This window comes from Pararobbsia alpina (assembly GCF_965118125.1).
GTDB lineage: Bacteria > Pseudomonadota > Gammaproteobacteria > Burkholderiales > Burkholderiaceae > Pararobbsia > Pararobbsia alpina_A.
In genome coordinates this window covers 2,798,870-2,820,553 of sequence record NZ_OZ221287.1, presented here as the reverse complement: position 1 = coordinate 2,820,553, position 21,684 = coordinate 2,798,870, and the positions used below count along the sequence as shown (strand labels likewise).

20 protein-coding genes and 1 pseudogene are annotated in these 21,684 nt (G+C 57.9%); 17 read left to right on the top strand and 4 right to left on the bottom strand.

Annotated elements, in window-relative coordinates:
- Positions 1-18: 18 nt before the first annotated feature.
- Together ACMFWR_RS12265 and phaR are read left to right on the top strand one after the other, a co-directional pair.
- A complete protein-coding gene (locus ACMFWR_RS12265; RefSeq protein WP_413191934.1) occupies positions 19-768 on the top strand; it encodes a 3-ketoacyl-ACP reductase in 750 nt (249 codons plus the stop codon).
- A gap of 152 nt (positions 769-920) precedes the next feature.
- The gene (gene phaR, locus ACMFWR_RS12260; RefSeq protein WP_413191933.1) at positions 921-1,571 is read left to right on the top strand and encodes a polyhydroxyalkanoate synthesis repressor PhaR; all 651 of its coding nucleotides are present in this window, start codon (positions 921-923) and stop codon (positions 1,569-1,571) included.
- A 134-nt stretch (positions 1,572-1,705) separates the two neighbouring features.
- Here the strand turns inward: phaR and ACMFWR_RS12255 are convergent, their stop codons facing one another.
- Positions 1,706-2,488, bottom strand: a complete 783-nt coding sequence (locus tag ACMFWR_RS12255) for a helix-turn-helix domain-containing protein (RefSeq protein ID WP_413191932.1) — start codon at positions 2,486-2,488, stop codon at positions 1,706-1,708.
- An 83-nt stretch (positions 2,489-2,571) separates the two neighbouring features.
- Here ACMFWR_RS12255 and ACMFWR_RS12250 point away from each other — a divergent pair, with 83 nt between their 5' ends.
- Positions 2,572-3,549: a threonine dehydratase gene (locus ACMFWR_RS12250; protein ID WP_413191931.1), complete on the top strand. Its 978-nt coding sequence runs from the start codon at positions 2,572-2,574 to the stop codon at positions 3,547-3,549.
- A gap of 632 nt (positions 3,550-4,181) precedes the next feature.
- Positions 4,182-4,814, top strand: a complete 633-nt coding sequence (locus tag ACMFWR_RS12245) for a DUF4937 domain-containing protein (protein WP_413191930.1) — start codon at positions 4,182-4,184, stop codon at positions 4,812-4,814.
- Between the two features lie 359 nt (positions 4,815-5,173).
- Here ACMFWR_RS12245 and ACMFWR_RS12240 read toward each other — a convergent pair whose 3' ends face one another.
- Complete coding sequence (locus ACMFWR_RS12240) at positions 5,174-7,378, bottom strand: OsmC domain/YcaO domain-containing protein (protein WP_413191929.1); 2,205 nt, start codon at positions 7,376-7,378, stop codon at positions 5,174-5,176.
- 308 nt (positions 7,379-7,686) lie between these two features.
- Here ACMFWR_RS12240 and ACMFWR_RS12235 point away from each other — a divergent pair, with 308 nt between their 5' ends.
- From ACMFWR_RS12235 to ACMFWR_RS12210, 6 genes and pseudogenes are all read left to right on the top strand, one after another.
- The gene (locus ACMFWR_RS12235; RefSeq protein WP_413191928.1) at positions 7,687-8,325 is read left to right on the top strand and encodes a pyridoxal-phosphate dependent enzyme; all 639 of its coding nucleotides are present in this window, start codon (positions 7,687-7,689) and stop codon (positions 8,323-8,325) included.
- 85 nt (positions 8,326-8,410) lie between these two features.
- Positions 8,411-8,794 carry a hypothetical protein gene (locus ACMFWR_RS12230; RefSeq protein ID WP_413191927.1) on the top strand — a complete coding sequence of 128 codons (384 nt, stop codon included), beginning with the start codon at positions 8,411-8,413 and terminating at the stop codon, positions 8,792-8,794.
- 161 nt (positions 8,795-8,955) lie between these two features.
- Positions 8,956-9,618 carry a HEAT repeat domain-containing protein gene (locus tag ACMFWR_RS12225; protein WP_413191926.1) on the top strand — a complete coding sequence of 221 codons (663 nt, stop codon included), beginning with the start codon at positions 8,956-8,958 and terminating at the stop codon, positions 9,616-9,618.
- Positions 9,619-9,909: 291 nt separating this feature from the next.
- Complete coding sequence (locus tag ACMFWR_RS12220; RefSeq protein ID WP_413191925.1) at positions 9,910-10,416, top strand: DinB family protein; 507 nt, start codon at positions 9,910-9,912, stop codon at positions 10,414-10,416.
- Between the two features lie 386 nt (positions 10,417-10,802).
- A pseudogene (locus tag ACMFWR_RS12215) lies at positions 10,803-11,429 on the top strand (DUF1016 N-terminal domain-containing protein); the annotation flags it as partial.
- Entirely contained in the window at positions 11,416-11,571 is a 156-nt protein-coding gene (locus ACMFWR_RS12210; RefSeq protein ID WP_413191924.1) for a hypothetical protein, read from the top strand. The pseudogene ACMFWR_RS12215 and the gene ACMFWR_RS12210, both read left to right, overlap by 14 nt.
- Before the next feature lie 218 nt (positions 11,572-11,789).
- Here ACMFWR_RS12210 and ACMFWR_RS12205 read toward each other — a convergent pair whose 3' ends face one another.
- Entirely contained in the window at positions 11,790-12,296 is a 507-nt protein-coding gene (locus ACMFWR_RS12205) for a hypothetical protein (protein ID WP_413191923.1), read from the bottom strand.
- 681 nt (positions 12,297-12,977) lie between these two features.
- Positions 12,978-14,324 carry a tetratricopeptide repeat protein gene (locus tag ACMFWR_RS12200; protein ID WP_413191922.1) on the bottom strand — a complete coding sequence of 449 codons (1,347 nt, stop codon included), beginning with the start codon at positions 14,322-14,324 and terminating at the stop codon, positions 12,978-12,980.
- A 238-nt stretch (positions 14,325-14,562) separates the two neighbouring features.
- Here ACMFWR_RS12200 and ACMFWR_RS12195 point away from each other — a divergent pair, with 238 nt between their 5' ends.
- The 7 genes from ACMFWR_RS12195 (at position 14,563) to ACMFWR_RS12165 (ending at position 21,657) form a co-directional block, all read left to right on the top strand.
- Positions 14,563-15,519, top strand: coding sequence for an alpha/beta hydrolase family protein (locus tag ACMFWR_RS12195; protein WP_413191921.1), 957 nt, complete (start codon positions 14,563-14,565; stop codon positions 15,517-15,519).
- 492 nt (positions 15,520-16,011) lie between these two features.
- Positions 16,012-17,256, top strand: coding sequence for a branched-chain amino acid ABC transporter substrate-binding protein (locus ACMFWR_RS12190; protein WP_413191920.1), 1,245 nt, complete (start codon positions 16,012-16,014; stop codon positions 17,254-17,256).
- Positions 17,257-17,269: 13 nt separating this feature from the next.
- Positions 17,270-18,217, top strand: a complete 948-nt coding sequence (locus tag ACMFWR_RS12185; protein WP_413191919.1) for a branched-chain amino acid ABC transporter permease — start codon at positions 17,270-17,272, stop codon at positions 18,215-18,217.
- 3 nt (positions 18,218-18,220) lie between these two features.
- The gene (locus tag ACMFWR_RS12180) at positions 18,221-19,534 is read left to right on the top strand and encodes a branched-chain amino acid ABC transporter permease (protein ID WP_413191918.1); all 1,314 of its coding nucleotides are present in this window, start codon (positions 18,221-18,223) and stop codon (positions 19,532-19,534) included.
- Positions 19,531-20,304 carry an ABC transporter ATP-binding protein gene (locus tag ACMFWR_RS12175; RefSeq protein ID WP_413191917.1) on the top strand — a complete coding sequence of 258 codons (774 nt, stop codon included), beginning with the start codon at positions 19,531-19,533 and terminating at the stop codon, positions 20,302-20,304. The genes ACMFWR_RS12180 and ACMFWR_RS12175 overlap by 4 nt, the downstream gene beginning before the upstream one ends.
- Positions 20,304-21,017, top strand: coding sequence for an ABC transporter ATP-binding protein (locus ACMFWR_RS12170; protein ID WP_413191916.1), 714 nt, complete (start codon positions 20,304-20,306; stop codon positions 21,015-21,017). Before ACMFWR_RS12175 ends, ACMFWR_RS12170 begins: the two co-directional genes overlap by 1 nt.
- Positions 21,018-21,090: 73 nt before the next feature.
- Entirely contained in the window at positions 21,091-21,657 is a 567-nt protein-coding gene (locus tag ACMFWR_RS12165; RefSeq protein WP_413191915.1) for a hypothetical protein, read from the top strand.
- Positions 21,658-21,684 lie beyond the last annotated feature (27 nt).

Sequence of the window (21,684 nt, the reverse complement as noted above, 5' to 3'; positions counted from 1 at the left end):
AGAGATATCGGAGTCAGTATGAGCGACACGCCAAAACGCATTGCCTATGTGACTGGTGGTATGGGTGGGATTGGAACGGCCATCTGCCAGCGTCTGTACAAGCAGGGTTTCATCGTCGTCGCCGGTTGCGGTCCGAATTCGCCGCGTAAGGCGAAGTGGCTCGAAGAGCAGAAGGCGCTGGGCTTCGACATCCATGCTTCGGAAGGCAACGTCGCGAACTGGGAATCGACGAAGACCGCGTTCGACAAGGTCAAGTCGGAGATCGGCGAAGTCGACGTGCTGGTGAACAATGCCGGCATTACGCGCGACGTCGTGTTCCGCAAGATGACGGTCGATGACTGGAACGCGGTGATCGACACCAACCTCACGAGCTTGTTCAACGTGACCAAGCAAGTGATCGACGGCATGGTCGAGCGGGGTTTTGGCCGCGTCATCAATATTTCGTCGGTGAATGGCCAGAAGGGGCAGTTCGGCCAGACGAACTATTCGACGGCCAAGGCCGGGATTCACGGCTTTACGATGGCATTGGCGCAGGAAGTGGCGACCAAGGGCGTGACGGCCAACACCGTGTCGCCGGGTTATATCGGAACGGATATGGTGCGTTCGATTCGTCCCGACGTGCTGGAGAAGATCATCGCGACGATTCCGGTCCGGCGTCTGGGGTCGCCTGACGAGATCGCTTCGATTTGTGCGTGGCTGGCGTCCGACGAGTCGGGCTTTGCGACTGGTGCGGACTTTTCATTGAACGGCGGTCTGCATATGGGCTAAGCCGCCCGGCCGGTTCAGCGTACGTGTGCGGCGCTTTGGAGGCGCGATGCGTAGGCTGACCGGCGTGCCGTGGCGAGTGCGTTGCGGCACGATATGCAGAACCCGACAACTTGCGTGGCCAGAGGATGACCGGCCGCGCCGAAAGGCTTCGAATGACGACGACAAAGAAAACCGGCGAGCGGCTGATCAAGAAGTATCCGAATCGCCGACTCTACGACACCGAGACCAGCACATACATCACGCTGACCGACGTCAAGCAGCTCGTGCTTGAACAGGAAAACTTCCGCGTGGTCGATGCGAAATCGTCGGAAGATCTGACGCGCAGCATCCTTCTCCAGATCATTCTGGAAGAGGAGAGCGGGGGCGTGCCGATGTTCTCGAGTTCCATGCTGTCGCAGATCATCCGTTTCTACGGACATGCGATGCAGGGCATGATGGGGAATTACCTCGAGAAGAATATTCAGGCGTTTATCGATATTCAGAACAAGCTCACCGAACAGTCGAAGGGACTGTACGACACGGCGGGCAACAGCGACATGTGGTCGCAGTTCATGAATATGCAGGCGCCGATGATGCAAGGCATGATGACGAGCTATATCGAGCAATCGAAGAACATGTTCGTGCAGATGCAGGATCAGATGCAGAACCAGGCGAAATCGATGTTCTCGAACTTTCCGTTTCCGGGAACGCCGGGAGCGGGTGGGATGCCTGGGGCACCGGGCGCGCCTAAGGCGCCGGCTGGAAAGCCAGCGGCGAACGAGCCGGCTGAGCCGCCGGTGGATGAGGATGAAGAGGAAGAGTGAGGGAGCAATGTGGCGCGGCGCTTAGCGGCCGCGTCTCGTAACCGACGCTGTTCTGATGACGCGCCTTCGCTCTTGAGCGACGGCGCGTTTTTGTTTATGTCGTCGCCCTGACACGTATCTGATCGGCGAATTGTTCAACGTCTGAACTGCGACGGAACGCAACCGAGGCGTTGCCGGAAAACACTGGTCATATGGGCATGAGAAGAAAAACCGGCGGCCAAAGCGATCTGCGCAAGATCGAAGCGCTCGACGGCGAGTAACTCTCTCGCCCATGCGATCCGTTTATCAAGAACATGTGCATACGGCGATTTGCCCGTGGATGCCCGGAAACACCGCGAAAACGCGCCTTCGGACATTTCGAGTTCGGCGGCCATCATGCCGATGGTGAGCTTGGAGTCGAGATGTGCTTCGATAAGGTCCTCGATGCGTTTGAGCCGATTGCGAGTCAGACGTTGTTCCTCGGGATCACTTCGCGTCGAAAAGAGCGTCTGAGCGCGCTCGACTAACGCGGCGGATAGTTCTTCCAGTATCAACGCATCGTCAGAACCAGGGCTGAGAAGCAACTGACGGATACGGTGAGCCAAGGCGATCGCCCTAGGATCGATGCGATCGCTGAAGGGCGCGGCTCCGGCAATCTCGCTTGCGCCACGCACGGCCAAATACTCGCCACCCTGTTCGGAACAAGAATAGACATCGCATCCTGTCGGGACGAACGCGAGTCCGTTGGGGTAGGCGCGGAACGGCAACACTCTGTCGCTGGCGAACGCGTGAAAGCCCTGCTGGCTGTCGAAAGCAAACCCCACCAGCGGCCCATCGGCGACATAGCGAGCCAGATAGGCTTGCCTTGGCAGCAAAGCCAGGGTCCATCGTCCCGCGCTTCGCTGCCGGACATTTTCTGTTTTTTGCGGGGTCGTCATATTCGCTCTCGCGCGCAAAAGGTCAGGATTCTGGAAACACCTGAATCAGCACTGTGCCAGCATCTCCATAGCTATGGAGGGCAATGATGAAGCTACCGAATCTCGATGAATTGGAGGCCGCTGCGTCTCGTGTTTATCAGCACATGCAGCCGACCCCGCAATATGTTTGGCCGCAGATCTCAAAGCATCTCGATGCCACTGTGTGGCTCAAACACGAGAACCATACACCCACCGGGGCATTCAAGGTTCGCGGCGGCATTGCTTTCATCGACTGGGTGCAGAAGAATAGGCCGCAGTACCGAACCATCGTCACCGCAACGCGCGGGAATCACGGACAGAGTCAGGCACGTGCCGCAACGCTTGCTGGTCTGCGCACCACCATCGTCGTTCCCCACGGTAACTCCCCGGAGAAGAACGCCGCTATGCGTTCGTTCGGAGCCGATTTGATCGAGCATGGTGTGGACTTCGATGCGGCTCGCGCCGAGGCGATGCGGATCGCACAGGGCGAAGGCGCTTTGGTCGTTCCTGCTTTCGATCGTCAGATCATGCTTGGGGTCGCAAGCTATGGCCTGGAGTTGTTCAAAGCTGCGCCGAATCTCGATACTGTCTACGTCCCAATCGGTTGCGGCTCGGGAATATGCGGGATGATTGCGGCACGTAACGCCTTGGGTTTGAAGACAGAAATCGTGGGTGTGGTTTCGACAGAAGCGCCCGCGGCAAAGCTCTCCTTCGAGGCGGGGAAAGTGATCGAAACCGAAACGGCCCGCACTTTCGCGGACGGCCTTGCTGTGCGGGTGCCTGTGGCAGAAGCTTTCGAGATCTACTCAAGCGGCGCAGCGAGGATCGTGGCGGTCAACGATCGCGAGATTGCGTCGGCAATGCTGCTTCTATACCAAACGACGCACAACGCAGTGGAAGGGGCGGGTGCGGCTTCACTTGCTGCAGCGATTCAAGAGAAAGCGCGTAACACTGGCAAGACGGTGGGTGTGATCCTCACCGGTGCCAATGTCGATGCAGATGTGTTTGCCAAGGTGCTTGCAGGGGAGGTCCCTCGCGCCTAGGCGAAAGGGTTGATCGCATCGAGGAAGAGTTGTTCGACAGCACCGCTCTGATCGCCGACAATTGTGCGGATTGGTATGTTTCCGTTAAGGCCTGACGATGAAGAAAGCGGTGTTTGGGCTGCTCATGGTAGCTGGTGTTTCTTGGGGGACATGCTACTTATACTCCACCAGCGCCATTCATTTCGGATGGATCGGAACTCTGTTTGCATCGATGGCCGGCTTGATTGCCACGATATCAAGCTATCAGACGGAGGAGGTCGCGCATACGCGCGGCGGGATCATATACAAAACAGAATCGCCAATCAAATTCTTAGTGTCTTATGTCTTGGTCGGATTGCTACTCGCTGCCTTTGTGGTCATAAGCATATTCGGCAGCTTGGGGCGATTTAGGGGCTAACGGACAATGTTTGGGTCTCACGATGATCCAGCTATTCGACTGCAGTCGGCCAGGAACAGCCGTTCGAAGTTTCGATGCGAAAGGCGGAATCAGTGCATGTATCGGACGTCGATGACGGCCTACTCGATTGTCGCGGTGCGTTGATCGAACGCGCAGCGCATTGCTAAAAGTTGCGGTATCGCGTTAAATCCTCCGAGTCTTCCGCAGGTGAAAGCGCTGACAAGGGGGCTCTATCATGCTCATAAAACGCATCGTTTGCGACATTCCAACTGAGTCCAGGTCCGATTTCGACAGGGCGCAGCGCAGCTGGCATGCACTTGCCACGGTGCCGGGACTAGTTTCTCAGTTCGGTGGCTTTGCGGTGGATAAGGCACACATCCTAAGCCTGTGGAGGGACGACGATTCTTACCACGCGTTTATGAGCTCCGCGCACGACCGGGTAACAAATCAGAACATCCAGCACCAGCACTACGTCGCAATAAACGTCGAGCTGTTTAGTGAGGAGCTCGCGATGCCAGGTTCGTCGTGCTCATCGATCATCGAGGCACTCCCCAAAGCAGGTTTGCTGCGTATTGCCGATTGCCACGTTAGTCCGCCACGCCGTGAGCACTTTGTGCAAGTTCAACGGGAGATGTGGCATCCGGCGATGGCAGCATGGGGAATGCTGGCTGGAACGTTCGCGCACGCGAAGTCGCGGCCGAATCGATATTTGGTGGCCTCACTTTGGCAGACCGCAGCCACGCACCAAGCGTACGTTAGTGGCGCTCTGCCAGCGCTGCGCGGCGAGGCAAAACCGGAAATCGATCTAGAACGACTCTCGGGAGAGTTGATCGAGCTTGAGCCTGCATGGACAGTGCTGCCGAAGTAATGAGCCGCCCTTCGCTCGAAGCGGAGCGATTCACTCGGCTACCGGCTACAACGTTGGGACCGAACACAACGACGGTTGTCTGATCCATAGCGGACTTTGCGAATTCGCGCTCGGCTGACCGTTCCGGGTCGGACACAGTCGTTGGGAATGAGGGTTGTCGAACGACCACTCAACGGTCACTGTTGGCGGCCGCGCATGTATGCGGTGGTTTACTAAAGCGCGCGCTGCATCCAGATCGAGCTTATGAACTTGCCATTCTTTTCAGCGTACTACCGGGTCGATCTGTGGGCACATGAGGGAACTCTTGCCGCCGGCCGGGGGACGAACGGCGTCGTCGCCCCCGGCCATGACTCGTCGCGTTAGCTCACTGTGGCGGCCGCATTCGCCCGCGCCTGATGCAGCTTTCTGTAACTGTCGATCAGACGGTGATGCCGATCGAGTCCCTCCAGTTTCATGCTCGTTGGCGTCAACCCATAGAAGCGCACGGTGCCGTCCACGGAGCCCATTGCCGCGTCCATTCGAGCGTCACCGAACATCCGGCGGAAATTGACCTCGTAGTCGCCGAGTTCCAGATCCTCATCGAGCACCACCTCCAGCACCACGTTCACGGCCTGGTAAAACAAGCGGCGCTCCACCGTGTTGTCGTTGTACTGCAGGAAGGCGCCCACCAGTTCTTGCGCCGCTTCGAAGTCCTGCAAGGCGAGATGAATCAAGAGCTTCAACTCGAGGACGGTGAGCTGCCCCCAAGTCGTATTTTCGTCAAATTCGATGCCGATCAACGTGGCGATATCGGAGTGTTCATCGAGTTCATTGTTCTCCAGCCGTTCAAGCAGAGCTTCCAGAGCAGCATCGTCAAGGCGATGCACATTCAAAATATCGGCGCGGAACAAGAGTGACTTGTTCGTGTTGTCCCAGACCAGATCCTCTACGGGGTAGATTTCCGAATAACCGGGCACCACGATCCGACAAGCGACAGCGCCCAGTTGGTCATACACCGCGGTGTACACCTCTTTTCCCATGCCTTCGAGAATACCGAGCAGCGTTGCGACTTCCTCGGAATTGGAGTTTTCGCCCTGGCCGGAAAAATCCCACTCAACAAAATCGTAGTTCGCTTTGGCGCTAAAGAAGCGCCACGACACCACACCGCTGGAATCGATGAAATGCTCAACAAAGTTATAGGGCTCGGTCACCGCGTTACTGACAAACGTGGGCGGAGGTAAATCATTGAGGCCTTCAAAACTGCGCCCCTGCAACAGTTCCGTCAGACTCCGTTCCAGCGCGACCTCGAAACTCGGGTGTGCGCCGAACGAGGCAAAGACACCGCCTGTGCGCGGGTTCATCAAGGTGACGCACATGACCGGGTAGACGCCGCCCAGCGAGGCGTCCTTTACCAGAACCGGAAAGCCCTGGGCTTCCAGCCCCTGAATCCCGGCGAGTATGCCGGGGTATTTCGCCAGGACGTCCTGCGGCACATCGGGCAATGCAATTTCACCTTCGAGAATCTCTCGCTTTACCGCCCGCTCGAAGATTTCGGAAAGACATTGCACCTGCGCTTCGGCCAGCGTATTACCGGCACTCATGCCATTGCTAACATACAGATTTTCGAGCAGATTGGACGGGAAATACACCACCTCGCCGTCGGATTGGCGCACGAACGGCAGCGAGCAGATGCCGCGCTGCGTATTGCCAGAATTGGTGTCGTACAGATGGGAGCCACGCAACTCGCCATCGGGATTATAAATTTCCAGACAGTACGCATCCAGAATGCCTTCGGGCAGCGCATCTTTACGGCCCGGCTTGAACCAGCGTTCGTTCGGATAATGCACAAAATCCGCGTTGGCGATATCTTCGCCCCAGAACGCACCGCCGTAAAAATGATTGCAATTCAGGCGCTCGATAAACTCTCCCAACGCCGATGCCAACGCGCTTTCTTTGGTCGATCCCTTGCCATTGGTAAAACACATGGGCGAGTGCGCATCACGGATATGCAGCGACCAGACATTGGGAATGATATTGCGCCACGAAGCGATTTCAATCTTCATGCCCAATCCCGCCAATATGCCTGACATATTGGCGATGGTTTGCTCCAGCGGCAGATCCTTCCCGACAATATAGGTACTGGCGTCAGCAGCCGGCTTCAACGTCAGCAACGACTGGGCGTCGGCATCCAGGTTCTCGACTTCTTCGATGACAAACTCGGGGCCGGTTTGCACCACCTTTTTTACCGTGCAACGGTCGATATAGCGCAGGATGCCCCGGCGATCTGCTTCTGAAATATCGGGCGGCAATTCAACCTGAATCTTGAAAATCTGCTGATACCTATTTTCCGGATCGACGATATTGTTTTGTGACAAGCGAATATTCTCGGTCGGAATATTACGCGTCGTGCAGTACAGCTTCACAAAATAAGCAGCGCACAAGGCCGAGGAGGCCAGAAAATAATCGAACGGACCGGGTGCCGAGCCATCGCCCTTATACCGAATGGGCTGATCCGATATGACGGTGAAGTCATCGAATTTGGCTTCTAGGCGAAGCTTGTCAAGAAAATTGACTTTGACTTCCATGATGGAATCCTAAAAACGGTGCTCAAAATGATGTAGCCGCTATGATTCGTCGCCACGCGCAGTTGCACCACGCTGAAACGCCACGAATTCCTCAAACATTCTCGAGAATGCAAGAACGATCAAGCGACGATCTAAAATCTTAAAGCTCTGTCAGAACAGGGCTTAATACTCAATCAACGGCAAATACTGTTTCGCGGGCAGAATTCTACTCCCACTCAATCGTCTCGGGCGGCCGCAGTCAGCCCTTTCCGCTCGTCTGCGCACCACCATCTGTCCCCCAAGGTAACTCCCCGGAGAAGAACGTCGCCATGCGCTCGTTCGGAGCCGATTTGATCGAGCATGGTGTGGACTTCGATGCGGCTCGCGCTGAAGCCATGCGGATTGCACAGGACGAAGGCGCTTTGGTCGTTCCTGCATTCGATCGTCAGATCATGCTCGGGGTCGTCAGCTATGGCCTGGAGTTGTTCAAAGCTGCGCCGGCTCTCGATACCGAGTACGTCCCGATCGGTTGCGGCTCGGGGATATGCGGGATGATTGCGGCGCCTGACGCCTTGGGTTTGAAGACAGAAATCGTGGGTGTGGTTTCGACAGAAGCGCCCGCTGCAAACCTCTCCTGCGAGGCGGGGGAAGTGATCGAGACCGCGACGGCCCGCACTTTCGCGGACGGCCTTGCTGTGCGGGTGCCTGTGGCAGAAGCTTTCGAGATCTACTCAAGCGGCGCAGCGAGGATCGTGGCGGTCAACGATCGCGCGATTGCGTCGGCAATGCTGCTTCTATACCAAACGACGCACAACGCAGTGGAAGGGGCGGGTGCGGCTTCACTTGATGCAGCGATTCAAGAGAAAGGGCGTAACACCGGCAAGACGGTGGGTGTGATTCTCACCGGTGCCAATGTCGATGCAGATGTATTTGCCAAGGTGCTTGCAGGGGAGGTTCCTCGCGTCTAGGCGAAAGGGTTGCTCGCATCCAAGAAGAGTTGTTCGACAGTGCCGCTTTGATCGCCGACAATTTCTTTGGACCAAGGGGACCGCCGTGGGAATAGACGAAGACATCAAGCGCTTGCGTGATTGCGGCGTAGTACGCTGCGGCGTTTTACCGTTATCGGCGCCCACTGCCGCCGCCATAGCGAAAGCGTTCGAGCTGCGCGATAACGACGCTTGTTATCGGGAAATCGATGAAAGCACGGCGCGCTCTATTGCTGCTGAGGTCCTACATCGCGACCAAGCGTACAGCGTTGAGATAATGACCCCGGATCGGGCGGAACGGTTGACAGCAAAGTTTTTTGAGCAATTCGGCGCTCAAGCTCGGTACTTCACCAACAACTGGTGTCCGGTTACTGACGCGACGTTCGATGTGGGAGTCATCGTGATCGGTGCCATGCAGTCAGGGTGTCTCTGGGTTGAGGACGAGGACTGAGTCGACATAACCATGGAAGTCGGTTATGTCCGCCACCGATCGGCCACTTTCGGTCACTCGCCTTCGATTCGCAGATCGTTGACAATTCGGTGACAGAGCCGGTCGCTGTTCTGTGACCCGGCCGCGTTGTTTGATTCGTAGTTGCCTCGTAAGGTGCGAAGATGCGGCAGGAACTGCTCGAACTGATTCAACGTATGACCGCGCAGCAAGACGTGGTTAGCTCGGACGATTCAATCTCTTGGCAGGCGCATCGCGAAGCGGAACTGCTAGCCGACATGCCTTTGGTTGATGAACTCGATGCGTACCTCGGTCAGAAGCCACAAAAGGAGCAACGATCCGCGGCTTACTTCATCATCGGTAAGATCGGAAAGAACCGTCTCAGCAGCGAGTGCGCATTGCGTTTAATCGAATACTCGTCCAAAGAGTCAGACCAGTATGCGCTGGCAAGTCTCCTTGAACGGCTTGCGGACATCCCCAAGCCGGAAAGCGTCGATGTCAGGCCACTCTTTCCCCTTCTTAAGGATAAGCGACGGTTGATAAGGCATTCCGCGATACAGTCACTTAAGGGCTGCACAAGCTTAGACGCTGAAGAAAAATTGCTGGAGATCCTCGCAACCACCTCAGATACCTATGACGTCATATACTGCCACGCCACTCTTAACCAGATTGGCACGCACAAGGCGCTGCCCGCGCTAACGCAAAGCCTGAAGTCTCGAAAGCGCGATGTGAAGGCTTCGGCTCAAGCGGCGATAGAGGCGATTGAGGCACGTGGCGGCCGGTCGGTCGCAGACTCCGATGATGGATCTGCGCTTGGCCGAAGTTAGCGTTTGAGGCCAGTGATTCAATGGCCGTTCTCGGCAACTTCGAGCGTCGCTTGTGGGTCGCAAACGGTCCCAGACGACCGGCTGAGTGCGGCCAAAGGCTGTCGGTCGCTTGACCTGCTCAGACGTCTTTAGGCAGCTTCAACGCGGTCATTCGACCGAGCGGAGTTTCGATTGGCAAAGATCCGCAACACAGTTGTGCGGTCGGGTAGAGCGTTTGCAAAGGTCCGCTTGATCGATTTCGTCTACGCATGATATTTATCTTGCCGTGCCACGTCCCCGGAATCAGAGGCTATGACGAACTTCAAGCAGTCTATGCTATTAAATCAGTTGCGCGAGATGCCTCATTTTCTTGAACAAGCATTTCTCGGCGCTTCTAGTGTGTTGCTCACGCGAATTCCCACGAACGATAGTTCACCGTTGATCGAGCACCTATGGCATGTGCGGGACTGCGAGAGCGATCTCTATTCGCCACGCATCTTGCGAGTCATCAACGAGGTTCGCCCACGCTTAAATCCCGTGGATGTCAGCGCTTGGCCGGTCGAACGCGGTTACCATCTTCGCGCTGGGGATCAGGCGATTCGAGAGTTCTCCAGTCTCCGACTCGGTTTGGTGCAACAGTTGGAAGAAGCACCGGAACTTGCGCTTGATCGCGTTGGTGTTCGATTTGATGACAGCGAAGTCGATGTGTATTTTCTTATCGAGCAACTCGTCGATCACGATCGCGACCACCGTTGGAGAATGAGCGCGATTTTAAGAGAGATCGCGGAAAACACACGTGACGTGGCCAGCGCGCTGTAGTGTTGACCGAGATAGTTTCGAAACGCTCCGACCGCACGTATCGGATGTCGACACGCAATGCACGATCGATGCGACCTTCGACGATCTGTAGATCAGGGCGTACGATGGCATCCCCATTCTACTAAACCCGAAACGAAGTCTCCGCATGAGGCTCGATCCCGGACAATCGCCATCACTGAGCGAGCGACTGGAATGGGTCGCTAAATGCCGAATGCCGTCGGGCCGCGTGCGGCCAAGAGCCGTCGCTCACTCCAATTGATCGAATGACGGTTGATGACATGAGTCGCGCCGCTCGCGTCGTCTAGACGCCGAGCTAAGCATTCCATTCGGGCCATCCCATCGGTTTCCGCGCGTCGTAAGCGGTTTCGACCACAGCCTCTGCAATCATGACTGCGGCGTACTGGGAGATAGGGCGTCGCATCGTGAACTGCGAGCAGGGTGGACACGCGCGAGCCGGATATGGCTGAGCTCTGATCGCGCAGTTGGCCGATGACCTCACGCCTCGCTTCGGACGCGGCTTCGGTACGGCTAATCTGGCCAGCATGCGTGCCTTCTACTGCGCGTGGCCCGAGGAGGAAATTTTCCAGACACCGTCTGGAAAATTGGTTGACTCCGAGATTGCGCAGGCGGCGTCTGCGGGGACCAGGGAGGTCCACGTTTTTACGGACGCCCTAAACGTGTCGACGAACTTCATGATGCTGGCGGCTCGGTTTGCCTTACCGCGGTCCGCATACGTGCGCCTGCTATCGGTGAAAACGAAGGAGGCACGCGGCTTTTACGAAGCAGAGGCGCTGCGCGAGGGTTGGTCGGTTCGACAACTCGACCGCCAGATCTCCAGCCAGCTTTTCGAGCGGTGCGCACTGTCGCGCAACAAAGCGGCTCTTCTACAAAACGCAGAGCGCTGTGGGACGGGCGACGCGCTCACTCCAGAGGAGGCGATCCGTGATCCGTTTGTGTTGGAGTTTCTGGATCTTAAGGATGAGTATTCGGAAACCGACCTTGAAGGCGCGCTACGCGCTGGATAACCTGCCCAACAAGATTCTCGCCGCAGAATACAAGATGGTCTTGCCCGACGAGGAACTCATCGCCAACCAGCTCGAGCAGACCCGAATCGAACTCGAGCGCCAGATCCGCAATACAAAGGAAGAACGCTGAGTAGGCGATGGGGTTATTTTTCCGGCATTCGTTGGGTCAGCTATTGAAGGGAGAGCGGTCAGTCGCACGCATGGCATGATCGTCTGCTCCGGGTCGTCTGCAGTCGGTCTCATGGAGCCGTACTCGGCCAGCCAATATCAGACGCCCGTCGCACGCGCGTCGTTCTGTCGAAACCTCGTTCGCATCGAAGCCGTTGGAACTAGAAGGCGCTCGGTTGTCTATTTCTTCAGCAGCACACTGTAGTACGCGGCAATATCCTCGTCGGCGCCCTTTTTAATTCGATCGAATGCTCGTCCCCAAGGCCAAAAGTCAGTTCCGGCCGCGGTTTGCATGCCTGGATAATGCTCGCCGCCGAGCGTGACGATACCCCATTGGCCTCCGTGATTACGGCGATATACCTCGCCCACGTAACTTCCGAACACCTTTGCGAAAGCCATGACCTGTTCATCTGTGGGTTTTGGGGCCGTGCTCGCGTACGTCAGGCTCATTTGGCCCAAAATCTTCTCTACGTCAGCAACGCTCGCATCCGACCAATTGAGTTTTGTCGCATAGCGTCCTGCCGCGAGATCGACCGCGTCCAATGCGTACGCTTCGGCGATTTTTTCGATCTTCGGATCTACCGAGAAGGACTGAGGTGCGACGCTGTCGGCGAGCGCATTGTCTGAGAGAACCAAAAGCAGCGCGACAAACACCGTCCCACACAAACGCTTCGTAGCGACCTTCATATCCATTGCTCCAAACCGAGTTGACTCAAACATGCCACGGCGCGATGCACGACGTACCGACTGTGCTTTATGAACGGCCGATTTCAGAAAATCTGAAGGTCCGCGTGGGGCCGAACGCCGTCGCTCGAGTGAGGTTGCGTTCGGCCGGAATCGGTCACGAGGCGTTGCTGCCCAACATATGTACTATTTTCGCAATCATGGGACGGGTGTGGTCCTCGATCGGATCTGTTCCCGGAGGACCGAGTTCGCCCGCGTCAAAAGCTAGATATACCTCGCTGAATAACGGGGGCCACGCGTCTTCGCCCGACGTGGAGAGGTCCTCATACGCGAACCGGATTACAGCGATAGCGACTGCGTCACAAAACCAGAAGGGAAGTCGGCCCTCGTGAAACCCGATTGCTAGATGCCGACCCATCGCGTCGTACGCGTTACGGCGCGTCGAGCCGACGATTTCTGTCCAGCTTTCCATGTCCTCCGACGTCAACAGCGGTCCCGAGTATGTTTGCTCATAACGGGACCGTAGCTGTCTCATGAAGGCTGCCTGCAAATCATTGGAAAAGGTAGAGCTCATTTGCGCTGCAAGGTTGGTCCGCGTTCGGGTTGGGGAGCAGAACGCCATCCTTTGATACGCCCGGCAGCGCGTACTAGTTAAGCGTAAGTGATGGACATCACTCTCCCTCATCACTGGTGTCGAGCGCTCGGGTCTGCACGCTCATGCATGGCTAGCTCGTTTTCGACGAAACCTGGCGGGCAGACATCGAGAGCCTGATCGATATACCTCCGACCATCATTCACTCGGTTTTCTCCCAGATAGAGCGCTCCGATGTACGCGTACGCTTCGCAGGTTTGCGATCTGGAAGTCTCTGAATCTCCTGTCTGAGCCGCAGAGACAAGTTGTTGCTCGTCGAGATGCCCGCGATAGAAAGCGACGACGGGCAGCGGCCATTCTGTTGTATCGAGATGGTCTGCAGTCTCGGTCAATACGCGTTGGTCGTCCTTGTTCGCAACCGTTGCAGAAAGGTGATACCAAATGAGGTGGTAAGCAGTCATGCTGCCGTGTCCGGCAGACAGAAGATTGCGACCATACTCAAGCGCTCGCGCGTAGTCGTGCGTGTAGAACGCCAAACGCATCTTCAGAAACTTCGCGGGACGATAGTCTGGTTTGATCCGGAGCGCATCGTCGACACTCCGCACTGCCAGAGCATCCTGTCCTAGCGTCATGAAATCGTCGGCGCGATATTGATACGCTGAAGCGGACGGATTGCCGTGATCGATCAGGTATGTGTACTCAGCAATAGCACGCCTGTAGTCGCCCGCGTGTTCATACAGTAGCGCGCTTCGGAAAAGAGCTTCTTTGTCGTCAGGGTTTTGCGCCAAGGCTGCTTTCACGTCAGATAGGGCGCTGCTTATATCTCCGAGTGCATCGTAGGCCTTAGCTCGGTCCAGGTAGCGACGCGTGTCCTTCGGGGCGAGACGGATCGCTGCGTTGAACGATTGAACGGCATCGGTGTATTGATGGGCATCCAGTTGGGCCAGGCCTGCGCGATAGCTGACCCAATCGTCCGTCGGTGCAATGTCCATGGCATGCGCGGCATCCTGCATCGCATCGGATGGAGCGTTGGAGTGGTAGCGCGCAATGGCACGGCCGAGCCAGGCATACGCATCGCCGGGCTCAAGAGCGATCGCGGTGGAATAGTCCCTTATCGTGGCTTGATCGTCGTGTCTCGCGAAATAGGTCTGAGCGCGTTCGCGATATGAAAGCTCGCGCATCGGTGCCTTCTTCACAGCCTCGTTTCCATCGAGCAGAGCTGCATCGAGGTTGCCGAGTTCCCGATAGGCAAGTTGTCGGTTAACAAGCGCCGCAAAGCTAGATGTAAGGTTCAGCTCTCGGGTGAAATCATCGACTGCGTCCGCGAAGCGCTGACTCCTCAGGTCGAGTAACCCAAGTCTGAAATACAGATGCGCCTGGACACGCGTTTCCAGAGCCGGAGTGTAAGGATTTCCGCCGAGGAAGAATGAAGTCTCCATGCGTCTATGTTGCATGGAGACGCCACTATCGCGCTGCAAGCGAACGTTTCCATGTGCGGATGAAGCGCTCAACAGAATCAAAGCAACTATTTTCGCGACAGTACGCACAGGGAGTCGGTTGGGTCGATACTTGGGGGCCTCGAAGCCTCGTATGTGTTCGCGCAGCCGTCGAGAGCAGTTCTTGAAGATGACGGCACAATCTCCCAAAACTTGAGATTCTTCGTTTCCTCAAAACCACATGAAAACGTTCATCCTGGCCGTTTTGTTGTGCGTGTCCACGGCGATTGCACACGCCGCGGGAATCAAGTTCGCGCAGATCCCCGCCGATTCCGGCGGTCCGGCGTTGAAAGCCATTGTGTGGACACCCTGTGCAGAGCCTCCCCAAGAGGTGCCGGTCGGTCCCTATGTCCTGAAGGGACGGCGCGATTGTCCGACCGTTGGCGACAAGCTTCCCCTCGTTGTCATTTCACACGGCTATGGCGGTTCGTACCTCGGACACCGAGACCTCGCCCAGACCCTTGCCGACGCGGGCTTTGTCGTCGCGGCGATCAATCATCCGGGCGATACCTTCTCAGATATGAGTCGCGCCGACGATATGTCGGTGTTCGTCGAGCGACCGACGGACATCAAGCGGCTTATCGACTACATGCTGAGCGCCGCTCCCGACGCGGCCAGAATCGACCCGCAACGGATCGGCTTCTTTGGTTTTTCGCGCGGCGGCTACACGGGCCTGGTGTTAGCGGGTGGTAATCCGGATTTCCCGCACGCCGATATTACGTGCCCGGACCCGAGAGCTCCGATTTGCAAGCAGGTCAAGAGTGGAGAGGTGCCCACCGACCATCTGACGCATGACGCGCGGATCAAAGCCTTTGTGCTGGCGGATCCCTTCGATGCATTCCCGTCTGCGGACAGCCTGAAGAATGTGAAAGCGCCCATTCAGCTTTGGGCTTCCCAATTCGGTGGTTCCGGCGTGCTCCCGCGCCATGCTGACGCAATCGTCAAACTGCTTCCTCAAAAACCTGAATTTCACATCGTTCCCAACGCGGCGCATTTTGCGTTTCTTGCTCCATGTCCTGCGGCGGTGAAGAGCAAAGAGCCGGGCATTTGCGTCGATGCGAACGACTTCGATCGGACCGTCTTTCACCAGCAGTTAGACGAGATGGCGCTCGCGTTTTTTCAAGCGAATCTTCGTTAGAGCAGAGCGTAGGGCAGGAGTCCGGCAGCCCGCACAAGCGAGATGCGCTGGCCACACGAGCCTTGTGCTGTTGCGTCCGACGGTCACGTCCACCTGTTGACTCCACAGTCGACGACAGCCGATCGAACCGACCTGCACAAACGGCCGGCGCACTCACTGGTTTTCACGAATAGGACTTCCGCTTACGTACAAATCCTAGCCCGCCGCAGTTCCTCCCCGCACACCAAGGAGCACAGCCGTTCCGGCGGCATCCGTGTCCGCGGCGCACTCTTTTGCGTCCGAAACTGACCTCGCCTTTGTGGTGCCCGGCCCTTACCATCGAGCCAGCTCGCCAGAGCGTCCCCTGCCTGCAAGCCGGACGCGCCCGAAACGAGCCGCTGCGTGCAATGGGTCGCGCTTCGACACGAGATGACCCGCAGTAACGCAGCAAAGCGTAGACGCGGTAGAGAAAATCGAACAAAGAATCGATTCAACAGTCGTCGGAGACATCGAATGAAGAAAATGCGTTGCATTCTGGCGGGTGCATCCGCCGTCATCGCCCTCGCTTCGGGTACCGCGCATGCAGAGACAGTGAAGATCGCGTTTATCGATCCGCTGTCTGGCCTGATGGGTTCATTGGGGACCAACGAACTGCACAGCTGGCAGTTCGTGGCAGACCTCGCCAACCAGCAAAACTGGACCGGCGGTCCGAAACTCGAAGTGGTCGGATTCGACAATAACTTGTCGCCCCAGCAAAGCCTCACGCTTCTCAATGAAGCCGCCGATCAGGGTATCCGCTATATCGTGCAGGGCAACGGCTCTTCAGTCGGCATGGCGCTCGAAGACGCTGTGTCGCGATACAACGAGCGTAATCCCGGCAAGGAAATCATTTACCTGAACTACGCCGCGGTCGATCCGGCGATGACCAATGCCAAGTGCGACTACTGGCACTTCGCATTCGATGCCAACTCCGATATGAAAATGGAGGCGCTGACGACGTATCTTGCGAAGGATCCGCACGTCAAGAAGGTCTATCTGATCAACCAGGACTATTCCTTCGGCCACGACGTGTCGAAGAAAGCCCAGGAAGCCCTCAAGCGCAAGCGCCCGGACATCGAAATTGTCGGCGACGATTTCCACCCGCTGGCCAAGGTCAAGGATTTCTCCCCGTACGCCAGCAAGATCAAGTCGTCGGGCGCGGATACGGTGATCACCGGCAACTGGGGCAGCGACCTCGCGCTGTTGGTGAAGGCAAGCAAGGACGCGGGCGTCACGGCTAACTTCTACACCTACTATGCGCCCACCACGGGCGTGCCGACGGCCATGGGTGCAGCCGGCGCGGAGCACGTCAAGTACATCGGCTATTTCGGTCCGAACACGAGCGGCAACCCGGCACAAGCGGGCCAGCTGTTCGATGCCTTCAAGAAGAAGTACAACGACGACTACTATGTGATCGCGTCCTATACGGCGCTGAACATGTTGAGCCAGGCTTTCAAGCAAACGCATTCGACGGACCCCGTCAAGGTGGCTCATGCGCTCGAGGGCATGAAGGTGCAGAGTCTGAACGGCAACGTGGAGATGCGCGCAGCCGATCATCAGCTGCAACAGCCGCTGGTCATCAGCACCTGGGTCAAGGCCGACGGCAAGGACATCAAATACGACCAGGAAGGGACCGGCTACGGCTGGCGTACGGATGCCGTTCTCGATGCGCCTTCCGCGAGCTTGCCGACCACGTGCCAGATGAAGCGCCCGCAATAGAGGTGAGCAGCACGTGGAATTCTTCGTCATCTCCCTGCTGAACGGCATCAGCTACGGGCTGCTGCTGTTCTTGTTGTCGTCGGGCCTTACGCTGATCTTCAGCATGATGGGCGTGCTCAATTTCGCGCACGCCAGCTTTTACATGCTCGGCGCGTATTTCGCGTACACGATTGCGAGCCACCTTGGGTTCTGGCCAGCGCTGGTTCTTGCACCGCTGCTCGTGGTGGTGGTCGGTGCGTTGGTCGAGCGCTTCGGCCTGCGCACCGTTCACAAGTACGGACATGTCGCAGAGCTGTTGTTCACGTTCGGCCTCGCTTATCTGATCGAAGAGGGTGTCAAGCTGGCGTGGGGGCAGGCTGCAGTGCCGTACCGCATTCCGCCCGAGCTCGATGGCCCGCTGTTTCAGGTGTTCACGTCGACGTTTCCGAAGTACCGCGCCTTCATGATGCTCGTGTCGGTGTTGATGCTCGTCGCCATGTACCTGACGCTGACACGCACTCGCATCGGACTCGTGATTCAGGCTGCTTTGACGCATCCGCAGATGGTCGAAGCGCTCGGCCACAACGTACAGCGCGTGTTCATGCTCGTGTTCGCGGGCGGCGCTGCGCTGGCGGGTCTGGCTGGGGTGATCGGCGGCAATGCGTTTGTGACTGCGCCTTCGATGGCCGCGTCGGTCGGCACGATCGTGTTCGTCGTGGTCGTGGTGGGGGGCATGGGTTCGCTCGGCGGCGCCTTCGTCGCCTCACTTTTGATCGGATTGCTGCAGACGTTCGCGGTGGCCATCAACGCCTCGCTCGCCGATCTGTTCGCGCTCGCCGGCGTCCATGTGACGAGCGCGACCGTGCTGTCGTCGGTGTGGACGCTCACGTTGTCGCAGATGGCTCCGGTGCTGCCTTACTTGCTGATGGTGGTGATGCTGATCGTGCGCCCGTCCGGCCTGATGGGAACCCGCGAAGGCTAGACTATGAAAACAACAACGCAGCAACGCTACGAGCCGGCGGCGGCCGAGCACCGTCCGCGCGAGCGCCGCGGCCAGCTCGTACGCTTTGGCATCTGGGGGGCGACTGTCCTGGTGATGCTGGCGATGCCGCTGTGCTTCTCGAGCAGGTTCTCCATCGCGCTCTTGTCGCAGATGGGGATCATGATTATCTTCGCGCTGTCGTACAACATGCTGCTCGGTCAGTCCGGCATGTTGTCCTTCGGTCATGCGATCTATTCCGGTCTCGGTGCCTTTGTTGCCGTGCACGTGCTCAACGCAATCGGCGCAGGCGTTATCTGGCTGCCGGTGTCGCTGCTACCGATTGTGGGTGGCCTCGGCGGCGCGCTATTCGGCGTGCTGTTCGGTTATGTGACCACGAAGAAAGCGGGCACCACGTTCGCCATGATCACGCTCGGCATCGGCGAGATGGTCTACGCGAGTTCGCTGATGTTTCCCGACTTCTTTGGCGGTGAAGGCGGGGTCTCGACAAACCGCGTGGTCGGCCATGCGGTGCTCGGTATCACGTATGGCTCCAGCCTCCAGGTGTACTACCTCATTGCGGTCTGGTGCCTGCTGTCGATGATTGCGATGTATGCGTGGACGCAGACGCCGCTGGGTCGTATGGCCAACGCCGTGCGCGACAATCCCGAGCGGGCCGAGTTCGTCGGCTACGACACGCGGCGGGTGCGCTATCTGGTCATGATCCTGTCGGCATTTTTCGCTGGCATCGCGGGCGGCCTGTCGGTCATCAACTTCGAAATCGTGACGGCCGAGAATGTCGGTGCGGTGCAATCCGGCGGCGTCTTGCTGGCCACGTTCATCGGCGGCAGTGGCTTCTTCTTCGGGCCCGTTATCGGCGCCGTCATCTTCGTGCTGTTCGCTGTCGCGCTCTCGAGCCTGACCCATGCATGGCTGCTCTATCTGGGCCTCTTCTTCGTGCTTGCCGTCATGTTCGTGCCGGGTGGCATTGCGAGCGTGCTGATGAAGCAGGTGCCATTGATCAGCGCACGCAAGCTGGGCCGCATGGTGCCGTCGTATGCGATGGCGTCGTGTGCCGGCTTGATTGTGCTCGCAGCGTTGATCCTGACGGTCGAACTCGTCTACAAGCTGCAGTTCGACAGCGACAACGGCACCGGCATGACGTTAGCCGGCTTCGCCTTCGACGCCGCTTCATTCAAGCCCTGGAGCGTCGCTGCCGTGCTCTGGGTGCTGGGTGGGCTTTGCGGGCGGTGGGCGGTGGCGCAAGTCCGTCGCGACTGGGATCAGGTACAGACAGAGATCGCAGGAGGCGGCGTATGACTGCGGCACTCGAGTTGACGGACGTGCGCAAGCGCTTTGGCCAGACGGAGATCATTCGGGGCATCAACCTGAGTATTCCGAAGGGGGAGCGTCACGCGCTGATCGGACCCAATGGGGCGGGCAAGTCGACGACTTTCAACCTGATCTCGGGCCGCAGCACGCCGAGCTCCGGCTCGGTGAAGCTCAACGGCGTAGAGATTGGCGGACTCCAGCCTTTTGTGATCAACCGCATGGGGCTGTCGCGCAGTTTCCAGATCACCAATATCTTTCACCGGCTCTCGGTGTTCGAGAATCTGCGCTGTGCCGTGTTGTGGTCGCTCGGCTACAAGTACTCGTTCTGGCATCGCCTCGCGAAGTTGCACGACGCACGTGAACGTGCAGACGAAGTGCTGGAGTTGATCGGCCTTCAACGGCTTCGCGACACTCAGGCCGGCTTGTTGACCTACGCTGAGCAACGCGCGCTCGAAATCGGCATCACGATCGCCAGTGGTGCCGAGGTGATTCTGCTCGATGAGCCGACGGCCGGCATGAGCCGCTCGGAAACCGACCAGGCCGTGGAACTGATTCGCACCGTGACGGTGGGCAAAACGCTGGTCATGGTCGAGCACGATATGGGTGTTGTGTTTGGTCTGGCGGATCGAATTTCAGTGCTGGTCTATGGCGAGGTCGTGGCGACGGGCACCCCTGAAGCGATCCGTAACGACAGCAAGGTCAAGGAGGCGTATCTCGGCACTACGCTCGATGAAAGTCTTGCCGAGGGAGAGCAGTGATGGATCGCACGATGCTGACCGTGCAAGGACTGCACGCTTACTACGGCAAGAGCCACATTCTCCAGGGCGTGGATGTGCATGTGGATGAAGGCGAGATTGTGACGCTGCTCGGACGCAATGGCGTCGGCCGCTCGACCATGGCGAAGACGATTCTCGGCATGGTCAAGGCCACGGGGTCGGTGCGCTTTCGCGACAGGGAGATCCTCGGTCGACACACGTTTGAAATCGCACAGCTGGGGATCGGCTATGTCCCGGAGAACCGCGATATTTTTCCGGCGTTGACCGTGCGCGAGAACCTGCTTTTGGGGCAGAAGCGTAATCAGCGCAGGGCGAAGTCGCGTTGGGCGATGGCCGATATGTACGGCATGTTTCCCCGGCTCAAGGAACGCGAAAACACGGCTGCGGGTGTGCTGTCGGGCGGGGAGCAGCAGATGCTGACGCTATGCCGCACGCTGATGGGCGACCCGGATCTCATCCTGATCGACGAACCGACGGAAGGCCTGGCGCCCAAGATGGTGACGCTCGTGGGCGAGTATCTGCAGGCGCTCAAGGAACGCGGCGTATCGGTGCTGTTGATCGAGCAGAAACTCGCGATCGCACTCGATATCTCGCAGCGCGTCTATGTCATGGGTCATGGACATATCGTCTTCGAGGGCACGCCGGACGAGTTGAAGCACAACGCTCAGGTCCGCAAGGAATGGCTGGAAGTGTAGGGGGCGTTGAGTCGGCGCTTCCTCTGTGGCAAGTAAAATGCGCACCATCGACACTCACGCGATGACTGCCGCGATGCTTACGATCAAACGTGTCCTTTTGCCGGCGGCTCTCGTCGCAGCGTCCGCGACCGCGCATGCCACCGGCCTTCCGGCGGCCATTGCGACGCAGTTACCGTCCGGCTATGAAGCCATGGCATTCAGCGCGGGCCCCCGGATCGAAGGCGGCGGTCAAAGCTATCTCGTCGTTGCCCACCGGCCTGATGATTCGACGGACAGCCCGTCGCCGCGTCCGTTGCTGATCTTCGAGGAACGGGCAAGCGGTAAGTATCAAATCATCGCGCGCAACGATACGGTGGTGCTGCGTGCCAACGAGGGTGGCCAATGCGATCCTTTCGACGACGGCTACGACGGGCTCGCGGTCAAGGGCAACTACTTCACCGTGCAGAACGGCGTCGCGTGCGGCGAACACTGGACGGACTTCATCACGTTTCGCTACGACGCACAGCGGCATGCGTGGCTTTTTGCCAGCGAGATCTTCACGTCTTCCGATCCGCTTAACGGCACGCCGGATAAGACCCATGTGACGCAGTCGGACCCGGCAAAGCCTGTTGCGTTTGAGGCTTGGCGTCCTGCGCGTTGAATGCGCGCTCATGAGAGGTGGTCAGTG